The 15,835-nt window shown below is 28.9% G+C and carries 17 protein-coding genes; 3 read left to right on the top strand and 14 right to left on the bottom strand.

What is annotated here, in order from left to right:
- The first annotated feature begins 41 nt into the window (after positions 1-41).
- Positions 42-248, top strand: coding sequence for a DUF6552 family protein (locus ACTTBL_RS02925; protein ID WP_440643541.1), 207 nt, complete (start codon positions 42-44; stop codon positions 246-248).
- Positions 249-253: 5 nt separating this feature from the next.
- Here the strand turns inward: ACTTBL_RS02925 and ACTTBL_RS02920 are convergent, their stop codons facing one another.
- Positions 254-769 (bottom strand): SRPBCC family protein, encoded by a 516-nt coding sequence (locus ACTTBL_RS02920; RefSeq protein WP_440643540.1) that lies wholly within the window; start codon positions 767-769, stop codon positions 254-256.
- A 236-nt stretch (positions 770-1,005) separates the two neighbouring features.
- Between ACTTBL_RS02920 and ACTTBL_RS02915 the strand changes: the two genes are divergently transcribed.
- Entirely contained in the window at positions 1,006-1,911 is a 906-nt protein-coding gene (locus ACTTBL_RS02915; protein WP_440643539.1) for a DMT family transporter, read from the top strand.
- Between the two features lie 23 nt (positions 1,912-1,934).
- On the opposite strand, the gene ACTTBL_RS02910 is transcribed toward ACTTBL_RS02915, so the two are convergent.
- Genes ACTTBL_RS02910 through ACTTBL_RS02890 form a run of 5 tightly spaced genes read right to left on the bottom strand, consistent with a single transcriptional unit; the run spans position 1,935 to position 5,944 of the window.
- Positions 1,935-2,534: a LysE family translocator gene (locus tag ACTTBL_RS02910; protein ID WP_440643538.1), complete on the bottom strand. Its 600-nt coding sequence runs from the start codon at positions 2,532-2,534 to the stop codon at positions 1,935-1,937.
- 25 nt (positions 2,535-2,559) lie between these two features.
- Complete coding sequence (locus tag ACTTBL_RS02905) at positions 2,560-3,027, bottom strand: hypothetical protein (protein WP_440643537.1); 468 nt, start codon at positions 3,025-3,027, stop codon at positions 2,560-2,562.
- Between the two features lie 2 nt (positions 3,028-3,029).
- Positions 3,030-4,109, bottom strand: a complete 1,080-nt coding sequence (locus tag ACTTBL_RS02900; protein ID WP_440643536.1) for a Gfo/Idh/MocA family protein — start codon at positions 4,107-4,109, stop codon at positions 3,030-3,032.
- Complete coding sequence (locus tag ACTTBL_RS02895) at positions 4,106-5,116, bottom strand: Gfo/Idh/MocA family protein (RefSeq protein ID WP_440643535.1); 1,011 nt, start codon at positions 5,114-5,116, stop codon at positions 4,106-4,108. The genes ACTTBL_RS02900 and ACTTBL_RS02895 overlap by 4 nt, the downstream gene beginning before the upstream one ends.
- Before the next feature lie 3 nt (positions 5,117-5,119).
- Positions 5,120-5,944 (bottom strand): phytanoyl-CoA dioxygenase family protein, encoded by an 825-nt coding sequence (locus ACTTBL_RS02890; protein ID WP_440643534.1) that lies wholly within the window; start codon positions 5,942-5,944, stop codon positions 5,120-5,122.
- 47 nt (positions 5,945-5,991) lie between these two features.
- Here ACTTBL_RS02890 and ACTTBL_RS02885 point away from each other — a divergent pair, with 47 nt between their 5' ends.
- On the top strand, positions 5,992-6,438 hold the full coding sequence (locus ACTTBL_RS02885) for an MOSC domain-containing protein (protein WP_440643533.1): 447 nt from the start codon (positions 5,992-5,994) through the stop codon (positions 6,436-6,438).
- On the opposite strand, the gene ACTTBL_RS02880 is transcribed toward ACTTBL_RS02885, so the two are convergent.
- The 8 genes from ACTTBL_RS02880 to ACTTBL_RS02845 are packed head-to-tail and all read right to left on the bottom strand — an operon-like array spanning position 6,431 to position 15,816.
- Positions 6,431-7,738, bottom strand: coding sequence for an MFS transporter (locus tag ACTTBL_RS02880; RefSeq protein WP_440643532.1), 1,308 nt, complete (start codon positions 7,736-7,738; stop codon positions 6,431-6,433). The genes ACTTBL_RS02885 and ACTTBL_RS02880 overlap by 8 nt on opposite strands.
- Before the next feature lie 30 nt (positions 7,739-7,768).
- Positions 7,769-8,644, bottom strand: coding sequence for a DMT family transporter (locus tag ACTTBL_RS02875; protein ID WP_440643531.1), 876 nt, complete (start codon positions 8,642-8,644; stop codon positions 7,769-7,771).
- Positions 8,641-9,567: a glutathione synthase gene (gshB, locus tag ACTTBL_RS02870; RefSeq protein WP_440643530.1), complete on the bottom strand. Its 927-nt coding sequence runs from the start codon at positions 9,565-9,567 to the stop codon at positions 8,641-8,643. The genes ACTTBL_RS02875 and gshB overlap by 4 nt, the downstream gene beginning before the upstream one ends.
- Complete coding sequence (locus tag ACTTBL_RS02865; protein ID WP_440643529.1) at positions 9,557-10,852, bottom strand: glutamate--cysteine ligase; 1,296 nt, start codon at positions 10,850-10,852, stop codon at positions 9,557-9,559. Before ACTTBL_RS02865 ends, gshB begins: the two co-directional genes overlap by 11 nt.
- Before the next feature lie 29 nt (positions 10,853-10,881).
- A complete protein-coding gene (locus tag ACTTBL_RS02860; RefSeq protein WP_440643528.1) occupies positions 10,882-11,439 on the bottom strand; it encodes an HD domain-containing protein in 558 nt (185 codons plus the stop codon).
- Positions 11,440-11,442: 3 nt separating this feature from the next.
- The gene (gene purF, locus ACTTBL_RS02855; RefSeq protein WP_440643527.1) at positions 11,443-12,924 is read right to left on the bottom strand and encodes an amidophosphoribosyltransferase; all 1,482 of its coding nucleotides are present in this window, start codon (positions 12,922-12,924) and stop codon (positions 11,443-11,445) included.
- Entirely contained in the window at positions 12,878-13,423 is a 546-nt protein-coding gene (locus ACTTBL_RS02850) for a CvpA family protein (RefSeq protein WP_440643526.1), read from the bottom strand. The genes purF and ACTTBL_RS02850 overlap by 47 nt, the downstream gene beginning before the upstream one ends.
- On the bottom strand, positions 13,423-15,816 hold the full coding sequence (locus ACTTBL_RS02845) for an efflux RND transporter permease subunit (RefSeq protein ID WP_440643525.1): 2,394 nt from the start codon (positions 15,814-15,816) through the stop codon (positions 13,423-13,425). The genes ACTTBL_RS02850 and ACTTBL_RS02845 overlap by 1 nt, the downstream gene beginning before the upstream one ends.
- Between the last annotated feature and the right edge of the window lie 19 nt (positions 15,817-15,835).

Raw genomic sequence — 15,835 nt, 5'->3', positions numbered from 1 at the left:
TAAGCAAGTATACATAGTTAATCATAAATAAAATAAAATTAGTGGATTATGTAAAATGGATAGCAACTATCATTCAATTAATTGGTTACGGGATGACTGGTTTAAATATGACTCCCTATAATGTTTATTTATTTTTTTTAGGGATTTTTCTTTGGTTTGCAGTTGGAGTTATGTGGAAAGATAAAGCAATAATGGTTGTTCACATAGGTGCTTTTATTTCATTACTTGTTGGATATTTAAACGCATAAGTGTTTTATTTTCTTCTCAAAACTTCTTTCTTCAACGCTTCATTCACTTGATTGTAAGCAGGTTCCACCCAAGAGCTATCCCAAAAGTTTACATAAAATCCTGTATACTCCTCTTTTTGAATAACCTTTGTACCTTCTTCTACCTTTTCTAGAATATAGTGATGGTCAAAAGTTATGATACCTCTGTAACCACCAAATTGATTAAGATGAAAAGGTGGTTCAAACTTAACTACCTTTGATTTGATTTTGGTTGGCTTCTTTCCTTTTTCAACCACAGTGTTCACAATCTTAGCACCTTTACCATAATCACCAACTGCATTAACAATTACAGGGTTCCAATTTTTATAACTTGATGTGTCTGTTATAACAGCCCATACATCCTCTGGTTCTGCCTGAATTATAATCTCAGTGTATACTTTGCTATATCCTAATTTTTTTGAGAAATTATCCATTGAAGTGCATCCTGTTAACATAAACAAAGATAGTAAGATAGATAAAGATAGAAAAATTTTACGTAGCATAAACTTTATTAATTTCCTAATCTCTTTGAAACTCCTTGTTCTTGTTGTTTGTTAAACTCATCATCATTTAAATTATACAATTCTTCTATTATGTACTCTTATTGAATCAAATCAAATCTTAGTCAAGAACCAATGTCATTGGAGCACTATTGGAGCAAGGCTTAATAAGATTGAATGATTGATTAAAATATAATAAGCGATATCTTTTTTATAACAATTTCAGATAAACCTAACTTATGCCTAAAAGAAAAATGAATAATGAAATACTTGGTATCCTCTATATGGTTATTGCACAATTTTCTTTTGCTACAAATGATGCATTAGTTAAATATATTTATCAAAGCTTTGATGAGCTAGCAGTTTTAAATCAGATAATTTTTTTAAGAGGAATTTGTTGTCTAATATTTATAGGAATATTTTTAAGTATTAAAAACCAATTTAATTTAAGAATAATATTTTCTTCAAACAAACTAACTTTAAGAGGAATCTTAGAAGCTTTAGCTGCTGTTGGTTTTTTTATAGGGGTTGCAAAATTACCTTTTGCAATGGTTTATATTTTATTGAGTTTAGCCCCAATCATAATGACAACTTTTGGAGCATTATTTTTAAATGAAAAAGTTAAATGGAAAAGATGGAGTGCGGTTTTAATAGGTTTTACAGGTGTTGTAATTGTCATTAATCCTGCTGAATTAAAATTTGGTTATTATTTTATATTTCCACTTCTTTCTGCAATCTTTTTATCAATAAGAGATTTAGTAACTAAAAATATAAAAACAGAACACAACAGTCTTCAAATAGCATTTATTACTTGTTTGGTGGTGACAATATTTTTTGGAGTTCTTTCTATTTATAAATTTTATTCATTTAACTTAGAACAAAGTATTATCTTAATTATTTCAGCTTTTTTCTTATCTTTTGGTTATATTTTCTCAGTATTAACAATTAAAGCTGCATTAGTTTCTGTTACATCAACTTTCAGGTACACAGCAATACTTTGGGGAATTTTATATGGATATTTCTTTTTTAACGAGACACCAGAATATAATACTTATCTAGGTGCTGTAATGATTGTTATAAGTGGTCTTATAATTATAATGAGACAGAAGCAATTAGGAAAATTTAATAATGAAAATTGGGTTTAGTGTAAAATTTATATTTTTTTTTTTTAAATTTGAATAGTAAGCATCCATATACCAACCAAGAATAAAGATAATGAGAAGATTTTATTTAATATTTTTGAATATTTCTCATTTCTAAATTTTGCACCTAGTAAGTCACCAAATAATGTCCACAGAGTAAATGACACACAGTTATTAACTGTAAAAATTGTGCTGATTAAAATTATTCTCATCAAGCTTTGAGAACCGTCTAAAAAGATTGTGAACATTAAAGAAATTATCACATAAGCTTTTGGGTTAAATACTAAAAGTATAACTCCATCAACAAAAGTACATTTTAAATTTTGATTGTTATTTTCATATGTGCTTGCCTTGAAGAATTTATAGGCAAGATAGATTACATATAATGATCCAATTATCTGAATGTATTGATATTGATCATTAATAAATGAAAAAAATATATTAAAACCAAAACCTATAAGAAAAGTAACTATGATAGTTGCAAGATGATAACCAAAATTTGCTGTTAAAGTTTTAGCAAAACCAAATCTAGCTCCATTAGCTGCAAAGAACATGTTCCCAGGTCCTGGGCTAAAAGCCAAAGGAAACAAAAAAATTATTAAAGCTACTATTTCAATTAGAGTCATATTTTAATAAGTAATTAAATTTAATTTATCTTAAAAATAAACTTTTTCTAATATCTATAATTTCTCTAATTTGTTTGTCTTTAATAGCATTCCAAGAAACGAATAAAGTACATAATTGATATAAGGCAAATATCTCATTTTTTTGATTTTGAGACAAATCACTATCTGCTTCAACATAGTTTTCAAAATAAGAAATATTATTTCTTGCACAGTTTAAATAATATTTACAAGCATCAGTTACTGTAGCAGTTGACCACCAGTTTGAATCTTTAAAAAGATTGGATATTTCTTGGTAGAAAGAACTTGTTTCAGAAATAGCTAAATCCTTTTGAACATTTTCTGAAAATTGATCTAGTTCAAATTGAATTAAAGCTAATATCTTTTTTTCACTACTTCTCTTCACAAGTAGTTCAATGACATTTTTATATGACATTGATTGGATTTTATTCCAATTATCAAAAAAATCGTTTGGTGCTTTATTTGAATCTGCCATGTTTAATTATTTAAAGGTAACCAAGAATTATATAAAGGATTATCTTTATTGATTGGAAGTTTAATATTCTTATTTTGTCTAGAAGAATCATACACAGCGGTTACAAATTCTAGAGATTTTCTAGCATCTGATAAAGTTACTTCATCACTTGAAGATCCATCTAGTTTATTTGCAATTTCATCAAACATACCTGCATACCATGATTTTAGTTCTTTTACTGTTGATAACACTTCATCTATTTGAGCTTGAGTTATAGGAGCTCTTGGTAAAAAGTCCCACTTATCATCAGCTGGATTATATGGTTTATCTGGTGATGCACCAGACTCAGCTGTTAACCCTTCAAAACAAAATCGAAGTCTACTCGTATCATTTGCTGCACCCAATGTAATTGAACTTGTAACTAATGTGCCGTTTTCCATTTCAATAGAAAGGGCAGCACAATCCTCAACCTCAATATTATTTACTTTAGTTGTTAATTTTGCAAAAACATTTGAAACAGGCCCCAAGATCATACTCACTAAATCATGAATATGAATAGAGTGACTTAAAATTGCTCCACCTTGTTCACCTTCCCAAGTTCCTCTCCAAGGTTTTGAATAATAATCTTTACCTCTATTCCAATGAGTTTCTAAAGAAGCAACCAAAGGGTTTCCTGCTAAACCAGATTTGATTAATGCTTTTAATTTTGAAAATCCTAGACCATATCGATATTGAAATACAGGGAAAATAATTTTACCCGTTTCTTTACTGATCTTTTCTAGCTCATCTACTTCTTTAAGACTTGAAACTAATGGTTTTTCACAAATCACGTGCTTTCCAGCTTCCATAGCTTTTTTACAAGCAGAAAAATGTAAATGGGGTGGGAGACAAATATCAATGATATCAATTTCTTTAACTTTTAATACGTCATCAAAATTTAGAGAAACTTTTGTATCAGTATTTGATTGTAATATTTTATCAATAGCCTCCCGAGTTAAACCACATAATGTATGAATATTAAATCTCTCAGATACTTTTTTAAAATCTTCAAAATGTTTTGCTCCTATATTGGTTCCAATTATTGCTACTTGATATTTTTTCATTTTTTTTCTGCTTGCTCTTGAGCTTTAATAGCAAGTTCCATAGAAAGATAAGTAAGATCTTGTGGACATGCAGTTTCTGTTCTGTTTAAAACATCGTTAATTAAATTTCTAAAGTAGGGTAGTTTAATATTAAAACAATCAATATGTTTTACTTCATCATTATTTGCTAAAAATAAATGATTACCCTTTTCCGATTTTGCTAAATCTGTATATTTTCTTATTTCAATAAAACCTTTGTCTCCAAGGATTAACAATCTGCCATCACCCCAGGTTGGAAGGGCATCTGGAGTAAACCAATCCAGACGAATATAACCATGCCCACCATTACCAGTAAGGTTCACTTCACCAAAATCTTGAAAACCAGGCATATCTTTCTTTGTCGTATTTTCTACTAATGCATGGTTGATTTTTGCCTCATTTGAGTTTGTAAAAACCAAAAATTGATGAATTTGGTGAGAACCAATATCGGTAATAATTCCTCCATAACTTTGACGATTATAAAACCAGTCAGGTCTTTCATAGTTACCTTGTCTATGGGGACCTGTACCAATCGTTTGCTTTACTTTACCAATTTTTCCCTCATTGACTAATTCTTCAGCTTTAGCAACTGCAGCAACGTGAAATCTTTCAGAAAAATTTACAGACCATATCTTTCCAGTTTCTTTAACAGTTTTTTTTAAATTATTTAATTGATCTAAGGTAGTACATCCAGGCTTATCTACCATAACATCTTTCCCAGCTTTTAAGACATTTATTGAATGACCTGCTCTATCTATAGGGATTGAAGATATTAAAATCATATCAATAGATGAGTCATTTAATATTTCCTCTTTATTTTCTTTTCTTTTAATATTTGGATATTTTTTATTAAATTCTTGAAGAGTTAAAGGATCCCCATCTGTCCAAAAAGAATTACAACTACAACCTTCTTTGATCATTTCATCTAGCATATCGAAAATATGACCATGATCTATTCCGATTACTCCAAGGTTAAGTGCTTTTTTCATAAACTAATAAGATCCTTTTTGTTTTGCACCTTTATAAAAAATTTCTTGCAAGTAATCATTTTCTTTTTTTCGAAGTAAAATACTTTCCTCACTCATTAAAGTATTAGTTCTATTTATTACTTCATGATGATGATAGTTATCCTCTCCTCTTGCAATTTGAACACTATTTTTACCTAAGGTTTGTTTTACGTTTGTCCCTATATAACTTTGAATAACAAATCCTATTCTTCTATCATTACTCTTATTTATTCCTGACCCGTGCACTACTCTTGGGTGATGCAAAGACATTTGACCAGCTTTTAGTTCTATAGATTTAACTTCGTCTTCAGGCACATTTTCTACTGTTTGTCCCCTGGTAAGTAAATTTCCTTCATTAAATTTCTCATTGTGATCTTTAATATTTAAATGTGATTTAGGCCACATTTTCATACATCCGTTGTTTTTATTCGATTCTGTTAATGCCACCCATGCTGTAACCCAATTGTGTGGTTCTAATCCTATGTACTTTGCATCTTGGTGATAGCTTACAAAACCTTGTTCGTTAGGGTTTTTAATAAACAAAGTAGTACTGCAAACTAAAATGTTTTTTCCAATAATACTTTCTACTGCATCTAAAATTTTTGAATTATGAACGATCGAATCAAGTTTTGGTGAAATTAAATGAACATTATATCTTCCCGACTTATCTATTTCATTTGGCATTTTTTTTTCAATTAATTCGATTTCTTCTCTTGCCTCTAAGGCTTCACTACTGGATAAAACTTCAATAGGGGATATGTAACCTTGATCTTCATACTGTTTAAGTTGATTTGATGATAGATAAGTCATATTATTTTAAAAAGATTATATGAGCTCAACTATTTCTTCAATAATTTATGGCCGAAGTATTTAAATTAGGAATTACCACTAACAACAATCAACCAATCAAGGAAGTAAATTCAATTGAGGTTTTAGCTAATAAAGGAATAGTAGGTGATCGACATTTTCATGATTTTAATGATCCTTACAATCAATTATCTTTAATAGAAGCTGAAAATATTGATGAATATAATATTAAATTTGGGCTCGATATACCTTACATCAATTTTAGACGTAACGTTGTTACGAAAGGGATTCAGTTAAACGATTTAATTGGGAAAAAATTGAAAGTAGGAAACGTTGAATTAGAGGGAATTGAATTATGTAGACCGTGTCGACATTTGACTGAAATGCTTGATCAAAAAAATATTCTTAAAGAATTTATGAGAAAAGGAGGCCTTAGATGCCAAATTCTTTCATCTTCCAAAATTAATGTCGGTGATAAAATAGAAATAATTAATTAAGTTTTGCGGTTTCATTAACTGGATTTTCATCAAGTGTTGCAGGTGTATCGGGGTCTAATTCTAGTCCAGCAGGCGTAATAGTTGCTGGAACAGGTGTAAAAGTAGAATCTGGATTATCTACAGTTTCTCTAATTTTCATTCTGTATAAACCGAATGCACCAATTAAAGCGTGAGCTAAAATTAAAAAAACAAAAAATCCATTTAATCCAAACCATTCCATAAATAATGAACATAAAATTGGACCACTGATAGCTCCAACACCAAATATTAATTGTAATCCACCTCCAGCTGCAACAAATTTTGATTTAGGAACAAAATCATTTGTATGTGCAAGATTAAGTGAAAATAAAGGTAAACATAAACTTGAATATAGTCCTACTGCAATGAAGAATACTATTTTTTTAAATGCAAGTTCATCCATATAGTAAATATTTTGGATTGGATCATTTGAAGTTAAAATTGATAGTAGTGCTAAAGCAGAACTTCCGAAAGTAGTTACAACGATTACTCTTCTTCTATCGTATTGATCTGAAAAATATCCAATGGGTCCTTGGCCAAGTACACCAGCAATTGTTGCTATAAATAATAAAATTGAAGTTTCAAATAGAGTAAATTTAGCAAGTGTTGCATAAACAGATATTAAAGAAAAAAATGCAGCATGGATAACTCCAGTAAAAAAAGAACTAAACGTTCCAAGAGGAGATATTTCATATAATTCTTTAATACTTATTGTTTCTATTTTTTTAAATTTAGGAGCTGGTCTTTTGGTTAATAAAATTGGAACAAGTGCTAAAGATAAAAGAATAGATACCAAAATAAAAGGCTCATATGCTTTTGGTTCACTTAAGTTAAGAAGCAACATTCCTACCGCTAGTCCAAAATAAATTACCATCATGTAAGCAGATAATAATTGACCTCTATTTTTATTAGTTGCTCTATCATTCAACCAACTTTCTGTTACGACATAACAACTAACCAAACTAATACCAGTTATAAATCTACTGATAGTCCACATAAATGGATTTACATAAACTACTGCAAGCAGCGCACTAAGTGATGCAAGTGATGCAAAAGCTGCAAATACTCTAATGTGACCTACTTTAGATACAAAGTTTGGGGTAGTTCTAGAGCCAACAAAGTAACCAATGTAATAACCTGACATAAATATACCAGTTGTAAAAACACTAAAGTCCTCAAGTACAGAACGGATACCCATTATTTGCATTTGCAATCCATGAGCTATCATCATGGTTCCAATACCTATAAAAAGGGCCCAGGATTTTTTTACTTCTTTTTGCATTTGTAATTTCTAAGTTTAAATAATTGCTGGCTAAGTAGTTTTGGTTTGTGTTTTTTTTATGGCTAAGAATGAGTGAATTGCGATAGTTAGTATGATCACAATTCCTCCTTGGATTGTCTCTATTGAAGGCTGTTCTTTAACAACCATCCAAACCCAAATAGGACCTAAAACAGTTTCCATTAAGAAGAATAAATTTACTTCCGCTCCAGTTATATATCTTGGCGCTAGCGTTACGAGTACAAAAGGAATGGCTACGCATAAAATACACATAGCTGGAATTATATAAATATCATTATTTTTTAACTCAAAACTATCAATAAAAAATAAAGCAACTAAAGCCACCACTAACTTGCCAACTACAGCGGATGGCACTAAATTCAAACTTTTTCCAGCTCTTATTATTGTTGCTCCAGCTGCTAGACCAGCAGATGTAATAAATCCTAGAATATCACCATATATATTTCCTAATTTTACAGAGTCGTAAAAAATATAAAGCACACTTAAAAAAGTGATCACAATTGCAATTAATGTGTTTCTGTCTGGTTTTTCTTTTAAAAATATTGCTCCAAAGATAGCTGATAACATTGGAGCAAGAGCTACCATCACTAAAGTATTAGCTACATTTGTATTCTGAATAGATAAAACAAATGTAATATTGGTAATTGAAAAAGTTACAATATAAGCCACCCCATAAATTGAATTTCCATAAAGTAATTTAAAAAAATTAGATCTATAAATAATTAACATTCCAATAAATACAGTGACAAAAGGAATCATTCCTCTGTAAAAAACTAAGCCCCAAGTATCTACGTTTGATAATCTAATGAACAAACTATCTGGAGTGAGAAACATCACTGCCACAAAAGCCATTAAAGAACCTTTTTGTTGATCGCTTAAATTATTCATGCTTTAAGTTCTTTCCAAAAAATTTTAGCTAAATTTTTTCCTGATAGATCATAAAATGTTTTAAGTCCAGTTGGAGAGGTAACATTAATATCTCCATTGAGTTTTTGATCTATAAAATCAATTCCTGCAAAAAAAATATTTTCTTTTTTTAAATCTTTTGCAATTAGTTTTGAAATTTTATTTTCTTTACTTGTTAATTTATTATTAGTTGCTTTTGCTCCTTTACTTAAATTACTTAAAAATGATCCTTTTTTTGGAATTCTTGAAATTGAACCACATATTTTACCATTGATAATGAAAACTCTCGTATCACCTTTTGTGATTTTAGGTAAATATTTTTGACACATAATATGATCATGTTTTTTTATAAATTTATTAACTAATTTTGCATTAAATTTAGTTAGTAAATGAATATCATTTCCACTAAAACTATGGATGGGTTTTAAAATGACTTTTTTGTTTTTTTTGAAAAATTTTTTTATTTCATCCATATTTTGAGTAAAAATAGTAGCTGGCATGTATTTTTGATATTTAGATGAATACAATTTTTCAGAAATATTCCTTACTGAGGTAGAGTTGTTAATTATTTTAACTTTACTCTTAATTGTATCCAAAATGTATGTTGTTGAAATATATTCAAGATTAAAAGGTGGATCTTGGCGAATAAGAATAAATTTACATTTTGTTAAATCTAGATTTTGTTTTTTTGTGATTTTATAGAATTTTTTATTACTGTAATTAAATTTAATAAAAAAACCTTTAGCTGTAACTTTTGAATTAACAACTGATAAATTTTTTGGTTCGTAATAGAAAATTTTATATTTTTTGCTCTGGATTTCGTTTGCTAAAAAAACACTTGTATCCGTTAAAGGATTTAGTTTAGAAGGATGATTTCCTTGAACAGCAACAATTTTATTTATCATACAATTCGTCTAAATTTTCGTTTTTTGAAAATTTACTAATCATATGATCTGCGTTTGTTGTCTTATTATCAATTACTTTTTGTAGATGGTTTAGAAATACAGTCTCGTTATTACCTTTCTTGCTTAAAACATCTCTATTCTCCAACCCTTTTCTTGAAAGATCTAAAAGTGTAGATGACCAATAAAGAAGATCTTTACCCATTAATTGAGTATTAAATCCTTTTTTTGGTGCCTCTAAATAGGCATTAATTATTTTATCGTTTTCCCATTTCGAAATTAGTTCATGAACTTCATCTAAATTTCCATAAAGCATACCTATATTGAAAGCTGGTCCTGCACATAAACAATCCCAACCACAGGTATCCATTGATCTCAATTCAATATATTTCTTAACTCTGTTTTCAGTAAATATTGTACTTAAGTGAGTTGTTAAGTCTGTTTCAGTTGGAAGCCTATTTCCAATTTCTCGAATTTTTCCTTCCATAAAATCCTTAAAAATATATTTCCTACCCGAAATATACTGATCTTCATTTTGTATAAATAATATGGGAAAATTAATTACAAATTTTGCATATTTTTCAAAATTCATATCTTCGAAAAATAATTTAGGCAATCCACCTCTAGAAGTGCTTTGCCACACTTTAGATCTATAAGATAAATAGTTACTATTTTTTTTCTCAACAATTGAGGAATTAGCAAACAAAGCAATTGCAATGGGTACAATTGAGTTTGCTACTCTGAACTTTTTAATAAAATCTTCTTCTGAGCTATAATCTATATTTAACTGAGTGCCACATGTTCGATACATCATATCTAAACTAAGTTCACCACCTAAAGGCATATCCTTAGTCATCAATTCATATCTTTGTTTAGGATTGTTTGGTATTTCATTTAATTTAGATATTGGATCGAATCCTGCACTAACAATTTTTATATCTAATTTTTTTGTAACTTGTTTTAATTCAAACAAATAGTCTTGTGACTCCGCACAAGCTTCATGCATATGATTTAATTTGTCTCCTGATAATTCTATTTGATTACCTGGTTCAAGAGTTATATTTTTTCCACCTTTATTAAGAGCAATGATATTTTCTTTTTCAAAAACTGGATTCCAGCCAAATTCAAGCAGGGCTGTAAACATTTCTTTTATTTTTGGATAATCAATTCTTTTATTGTCCGAATTATTAAATAAAAACTTTTCATGCTCGATCCCAATTTTGAAATTTTTGGGTTCTTTAATACCTGATTTAAAATAATTTATAATTTTCTCTTTTGAATCAATCATGCGCTGTAAATAGTGATTTATACCTAAATTTAAAGATAATAATAAGGTTCTTTTGCGAATATTTTTTTAACTAATGGCTTAAAATCATCCAAAGACATACTTTTGTAATCAGGGTCAAAAGAACATTGGTCATATTTTTCACAAAAATCTATCGTATCTTGATAATACTTGTGGTCTTTAAATTTATCTCTTGCATTTCTGTCACCACCTAAATGATGAGCGCTGTAGTAAGTTTGAAAAAGACCATGGTGTAGAATAATCCAATAAGTTCTCTCTGAAACATAAGGTCTTAGTATAGATGCAGCATATTGAGAATGATTCATTGGTGCCAAATCATCTCCAATATCATGAAGTAAAGTTGCAACAACCATTTCATCACTCTCTTTATTTTTAAAAGCTCTTGTTGCAGCTTGTAGTGAGTGCTCTAGTCTAGTGATTTTATAACCTTCTAAAGTAGTAGTCTGTTTAGATAAATAATTTAAAACTCTATCAGCCGTTTGTCTTTCAAAGTTTTTCTCAAATTTTTCAAGGAGCTCATAATCTTCCTTAGTTCCGTTTTTCATTTCAGTAAAATTTACTGTTTTCATAACTTAATTATTTGATCCAGTACTTAGAAGAGATAACTGAGTTATTTTATTATCTCCTAATTCATCTACTAATTTAACAGGATATTCGCCTGTGAAATAATGATCTGTTAATTGTGGATATGTTTTGTTTCTTTTTTCAAAACCAATTGCTTTATACAAACCTTCTATTGATAAAAATCTTAGAGATTTAGCTCCAATATATTCACAAATTTCATCATTTGTTTTATTTGCTGCTAACAATTCTTTTTTTGTAGGGGTGTCTACACCATAGAAATCTGGGTATCTTATTTCAGGACATGCAATTTTAACATGAACTTCTTTTGCACCAGCATCATAAAGCATTTTAACTATTTTATATGATGTGGTTCCCCGAACAAGTGAGTCATCTATAAGAATTATTTTTTTATTTTTAATTGTTGTTTGATTAGCATTTAATTTTAATTTAACACCCAAGCTTCTAATTTTCTGACTTGGCTCGATGAAAGTTCTTCCAACATAATGATTTCGAATTAACCCATGTTCAAAATTCATTTTTAATTCTTGAGCAAATCCCATAGCAGCTGCATTTCCAGAATCTGGTACTGGAACCACTATATCTGCATCAGTATCATTTTCTTTTGCAAGTTCTCTACCTATGTTTTTTCTATGCTCATATGCTGTTTTTCCTCCTATTAGACTGTCTGGTCTTGAAAAATAAATATATTCAAATATACAAGGTCTAACTTTTTTAGCGGGGAAAGGTTTGATACTTTTCAGCTCGTTATTTTCAATTAAAACTATTTCACCATTTTCAACTTCTCTAACAAATTTAGCACCAATAATGTCAAATGCACAGGTTTCAGAAGCCAAGACATAACTATTTCCAAGCTTACCAATTACTAATGGTCTAATTCCATAAGGATCTCTAACTCCAATTAATGAGTTTTGAGTTAGCATTACTAACGCATAGCCACCTTGAATTTGAAAAATTGCATCAATTACTTTGTCAATTGTTTTAGGTCTTTTTGATTTAGCAATTAATTGAACAATCGTTTCAGTGTCTGAGGTAGTGTAAAATATAGCTCCATCTTCAACTAGTTTATTTCTTAAAGCAATTGAATTAGTAAGATTTCCATTATGTGCAACTCCTATTCCACCTGCATTGGTGTCAGCAAAAAAAGGCTGTATATTTCTTAATATATTATTTCCAGTAGTACTGTATCTATTATGTCCAATTGCATAATTTCCTTTAAGATTATTAAGTACTTTCTCTTTATTGAAATTATCACCAACTAAACCAAATCTTTTTTCAGAATAATATTTTTCTCCATCAAATGTAACTATCCCACAACCTTCCTGACCTCTATGCTGCAGAGCGTGTAGTCCTAGAGCAGTTAAAGCTGAAGCGTCTTTTGCATTACTAATTCCAAACACTCCACATTCTTCTTTTAATTTTGGATCAAATATCTTCAATTTTTTCTTTAGACTCTTGATATGTTTTTTCATTTGGAAATTCTTTAATCAAATAACTACTACCTTTTTCTAAATATTTAAAGGTGTATGATTTATCTAAATTTATTGGCCATTTATCATAATTATAAACAATATGAATTCCTGAAAAAATACAAACTGAAATTATATAAGCTTTAACAAAGCCAAAAAAGAATCCGAAGGTAGTATCTAAGCCTCCGATACCAGTATATTTTATCGCTTTACTTATACCTTTGTTAACTAATAAGACTAAAAAGATAACAACTATAAAAATTGCAACTCCTAGTCCTATATCCAGAACATATTCGTTGTCAATTAAGTCATTTACATAAGGTTTTATTCGTGGAAATAGAATTAGAGTGATAATATAGGCTAGGAGCCATTTTGCCATTGAAAGTATGCTTAATACAAACCCTTTTCTATAACAACTTATTAAAGACCATATGGTTATTGCAATATAAATTAAATCAATAATTGAGGATGCTTCAAAAAAATCTTTAAGAGCTTCTACCATTAAGCATCTTTACCAAAAGGCTTAACTACTAATATCAATGCTGGTAGCAAAGTTAATACTGATATCATTGCAAGTAACATTGCAAGTCCAGTAAACATTCCAAAGTAAATTGTTGGTATAAACTTAGATAATACCAATATTGAAAAACCAAATACTATTGTAATTGAAGTATTTAAAATCGCAACACCAACTGTTGAGTGGCAGGTTTTTAAAGTTTTATTGTAATCTTTTAATTTACTAAATTCTTCCTTAAACCTGTAAATATAATGGATGCTATTATCGACAGCTATACCAATTGTAATTGCAGCAATTGTAATAGTCATCATGTCTAAAGGAATTTCTAATAAACCAATAATTCCTAAAATAAAGAATGCAGCTATAAAATTTGGCACAACACCAATTAATGAAAGTTTTATGTTTCTAAATAAAATAATGAACATTGAGAAAATACCAATCATAACCAAACCAAGTGTTAAAATTTGTGATTTAAATAAGCTTTGTAATAAATTATTAAACAATATTAGTACACCTGCTAATTTATAATCATCTTTTTCTAATCCGAATTCATTTTCCAGATCAAAATTAATTTTATTTATTAAATCATTTCTTCTTAAGTTTTCTTGTGAGTCTATTATTCTAAGACTAATTCGAGCTTCATTGTTTTCTATTGATAAATATGGATCAATTATTTCTGTTTTAATGCTTTCAGGTATTTTTGAATACAATACCCCCATCTCCAAAGTACCAAGTGGATTATTGTTATTAAGTTGTGTGGCGACGTCAATTATTGATGAAAAGGATAAAACTTTTCCCACTTGTGGGAGACTGTCTAAATAATTATGAACAGATGCAATTCTATCTATTTTATCTTTAGTAAACCAATATTTTTCGTCGTTTGTATCTTCTTCATCTCCCCAATCTTCAAAATCATCATCTTCGGCTAATTTTTCTTTTTCTTTTTTTGGAAACTTCAAAATAACTTCTAGAGGAGTAGTTCCTCCAAGCTCTTCATCAATTAGCTTCATCCCTTTATAGATTTCAGTATTTTTATCGAAATAATTTATAAAGCTGTTTTCAACTTCTAACTTGCTTATACCAATCACACTTAGGATAATGATAATTCCAGTCACAGAAAAAATTGTAGATTTATTATTTAAAGAAATAGAGCTAAGCATAGATGTAATTTTAGAGTCTTGTTCTTTTTTTAAAGATATGTTTCCAGTTGAGGTAAAACTTAGAAGTGTAGGAAGCAAAGTAAAAGTAATTATAAAAGATGTAATCAAACCAAAAGTCATCATCCATCCAAAATCTATAATAGGTTTAATTTCACTAAATATTAAAGATAAGAAAGCTAAAATTGTAGTTAATACTGTATATAAAATAGGCCAAAACATTTTGCTAGTTGTTAAGGTAATGATTTCAAAATTATTTTTTGATGGAAAATTTTTTTTAAGTTGTAGAAATCTTGTACTCATATGAATATTCATTGCCATTGTTAGAATTAGCATCAAGGCAATAAAGTTTGATGAAATAACAGTTACTTTCCATCCAAGTAATCCAAGTAAACCCATCATAATAATGACAGAGAAAAAACAACTACTAATTGGAACAATAATCCAAATTAGATTTCTAAATACAAACCATAGTGTTGCAATAATAAATAATAACACGCCAATACCAAACACAATGATATCACTTTTGATGAAAGTCATCATATCATCAGCAATCATTGGAATTCCACCTAGATAAATTTTTCCAACATCTCCATAACTTTGAATTACTTGCCTTATCTCTAAAATATTTTGGTGATTTTGTTTTTTGATTTGATCTTTATAGTTTTCAATTTCTTCTCTAGATTTGTTTTGAATATCTTCTAATTTTTTATTTTGTTTTATATTAACAATAATCCCGCTTGTCTTGCCATCTTCACTAATTACAAAATTTCGAAAAACAGGACTATTTAAAATTTCCTTAAAACCTCGATCTCTATCAACATCTTCATCTTTTAAGGTTTTGAAACTCTCTAATCTTTCTTGAAGTGGTGCATCTGAATTATTTAAAAGCGGAATATCTAAAAGCGTTATTACACTGTGAACCCAATTTAAACTTTGAATTTTATACTTAAGACTTAATAGATTATTTATTGAGGAGTCGGTAACCATTCCTTCATTAGGGGTGTATGTAAGAATTAAAAATTCTTTAGAACCATATCTTTCAGAAATTTCTTGCAAATAAGCTAAATCCGGGTCTCCATCAATTAACAAGGTTTCTGATGATGCATCTAACCTAAAATCTTTAGAATAATATCCAAAACTTAGAATAGAAATAATAAGCAATATAAATATCACTTTTGGATTCTTTAAAATTAAATTTTGATACATTTGAGCCAGCATAAACGCTCTTTATATTAAA

It is taken from the genome of Candidatus Pelagibacter sp. HIMB123 (assembly GCF_052048195.1).
GTDB lineage: Bacteria > Pseudomonadota > Alphaproteobacteria > Pelagibacterales > Pelagibacteraceae > Pelagibacter.
Note: the sequence above shows the minus strand (reverse complement) of the source record. Positions and strands in the feature narration are given on the sequence as shown.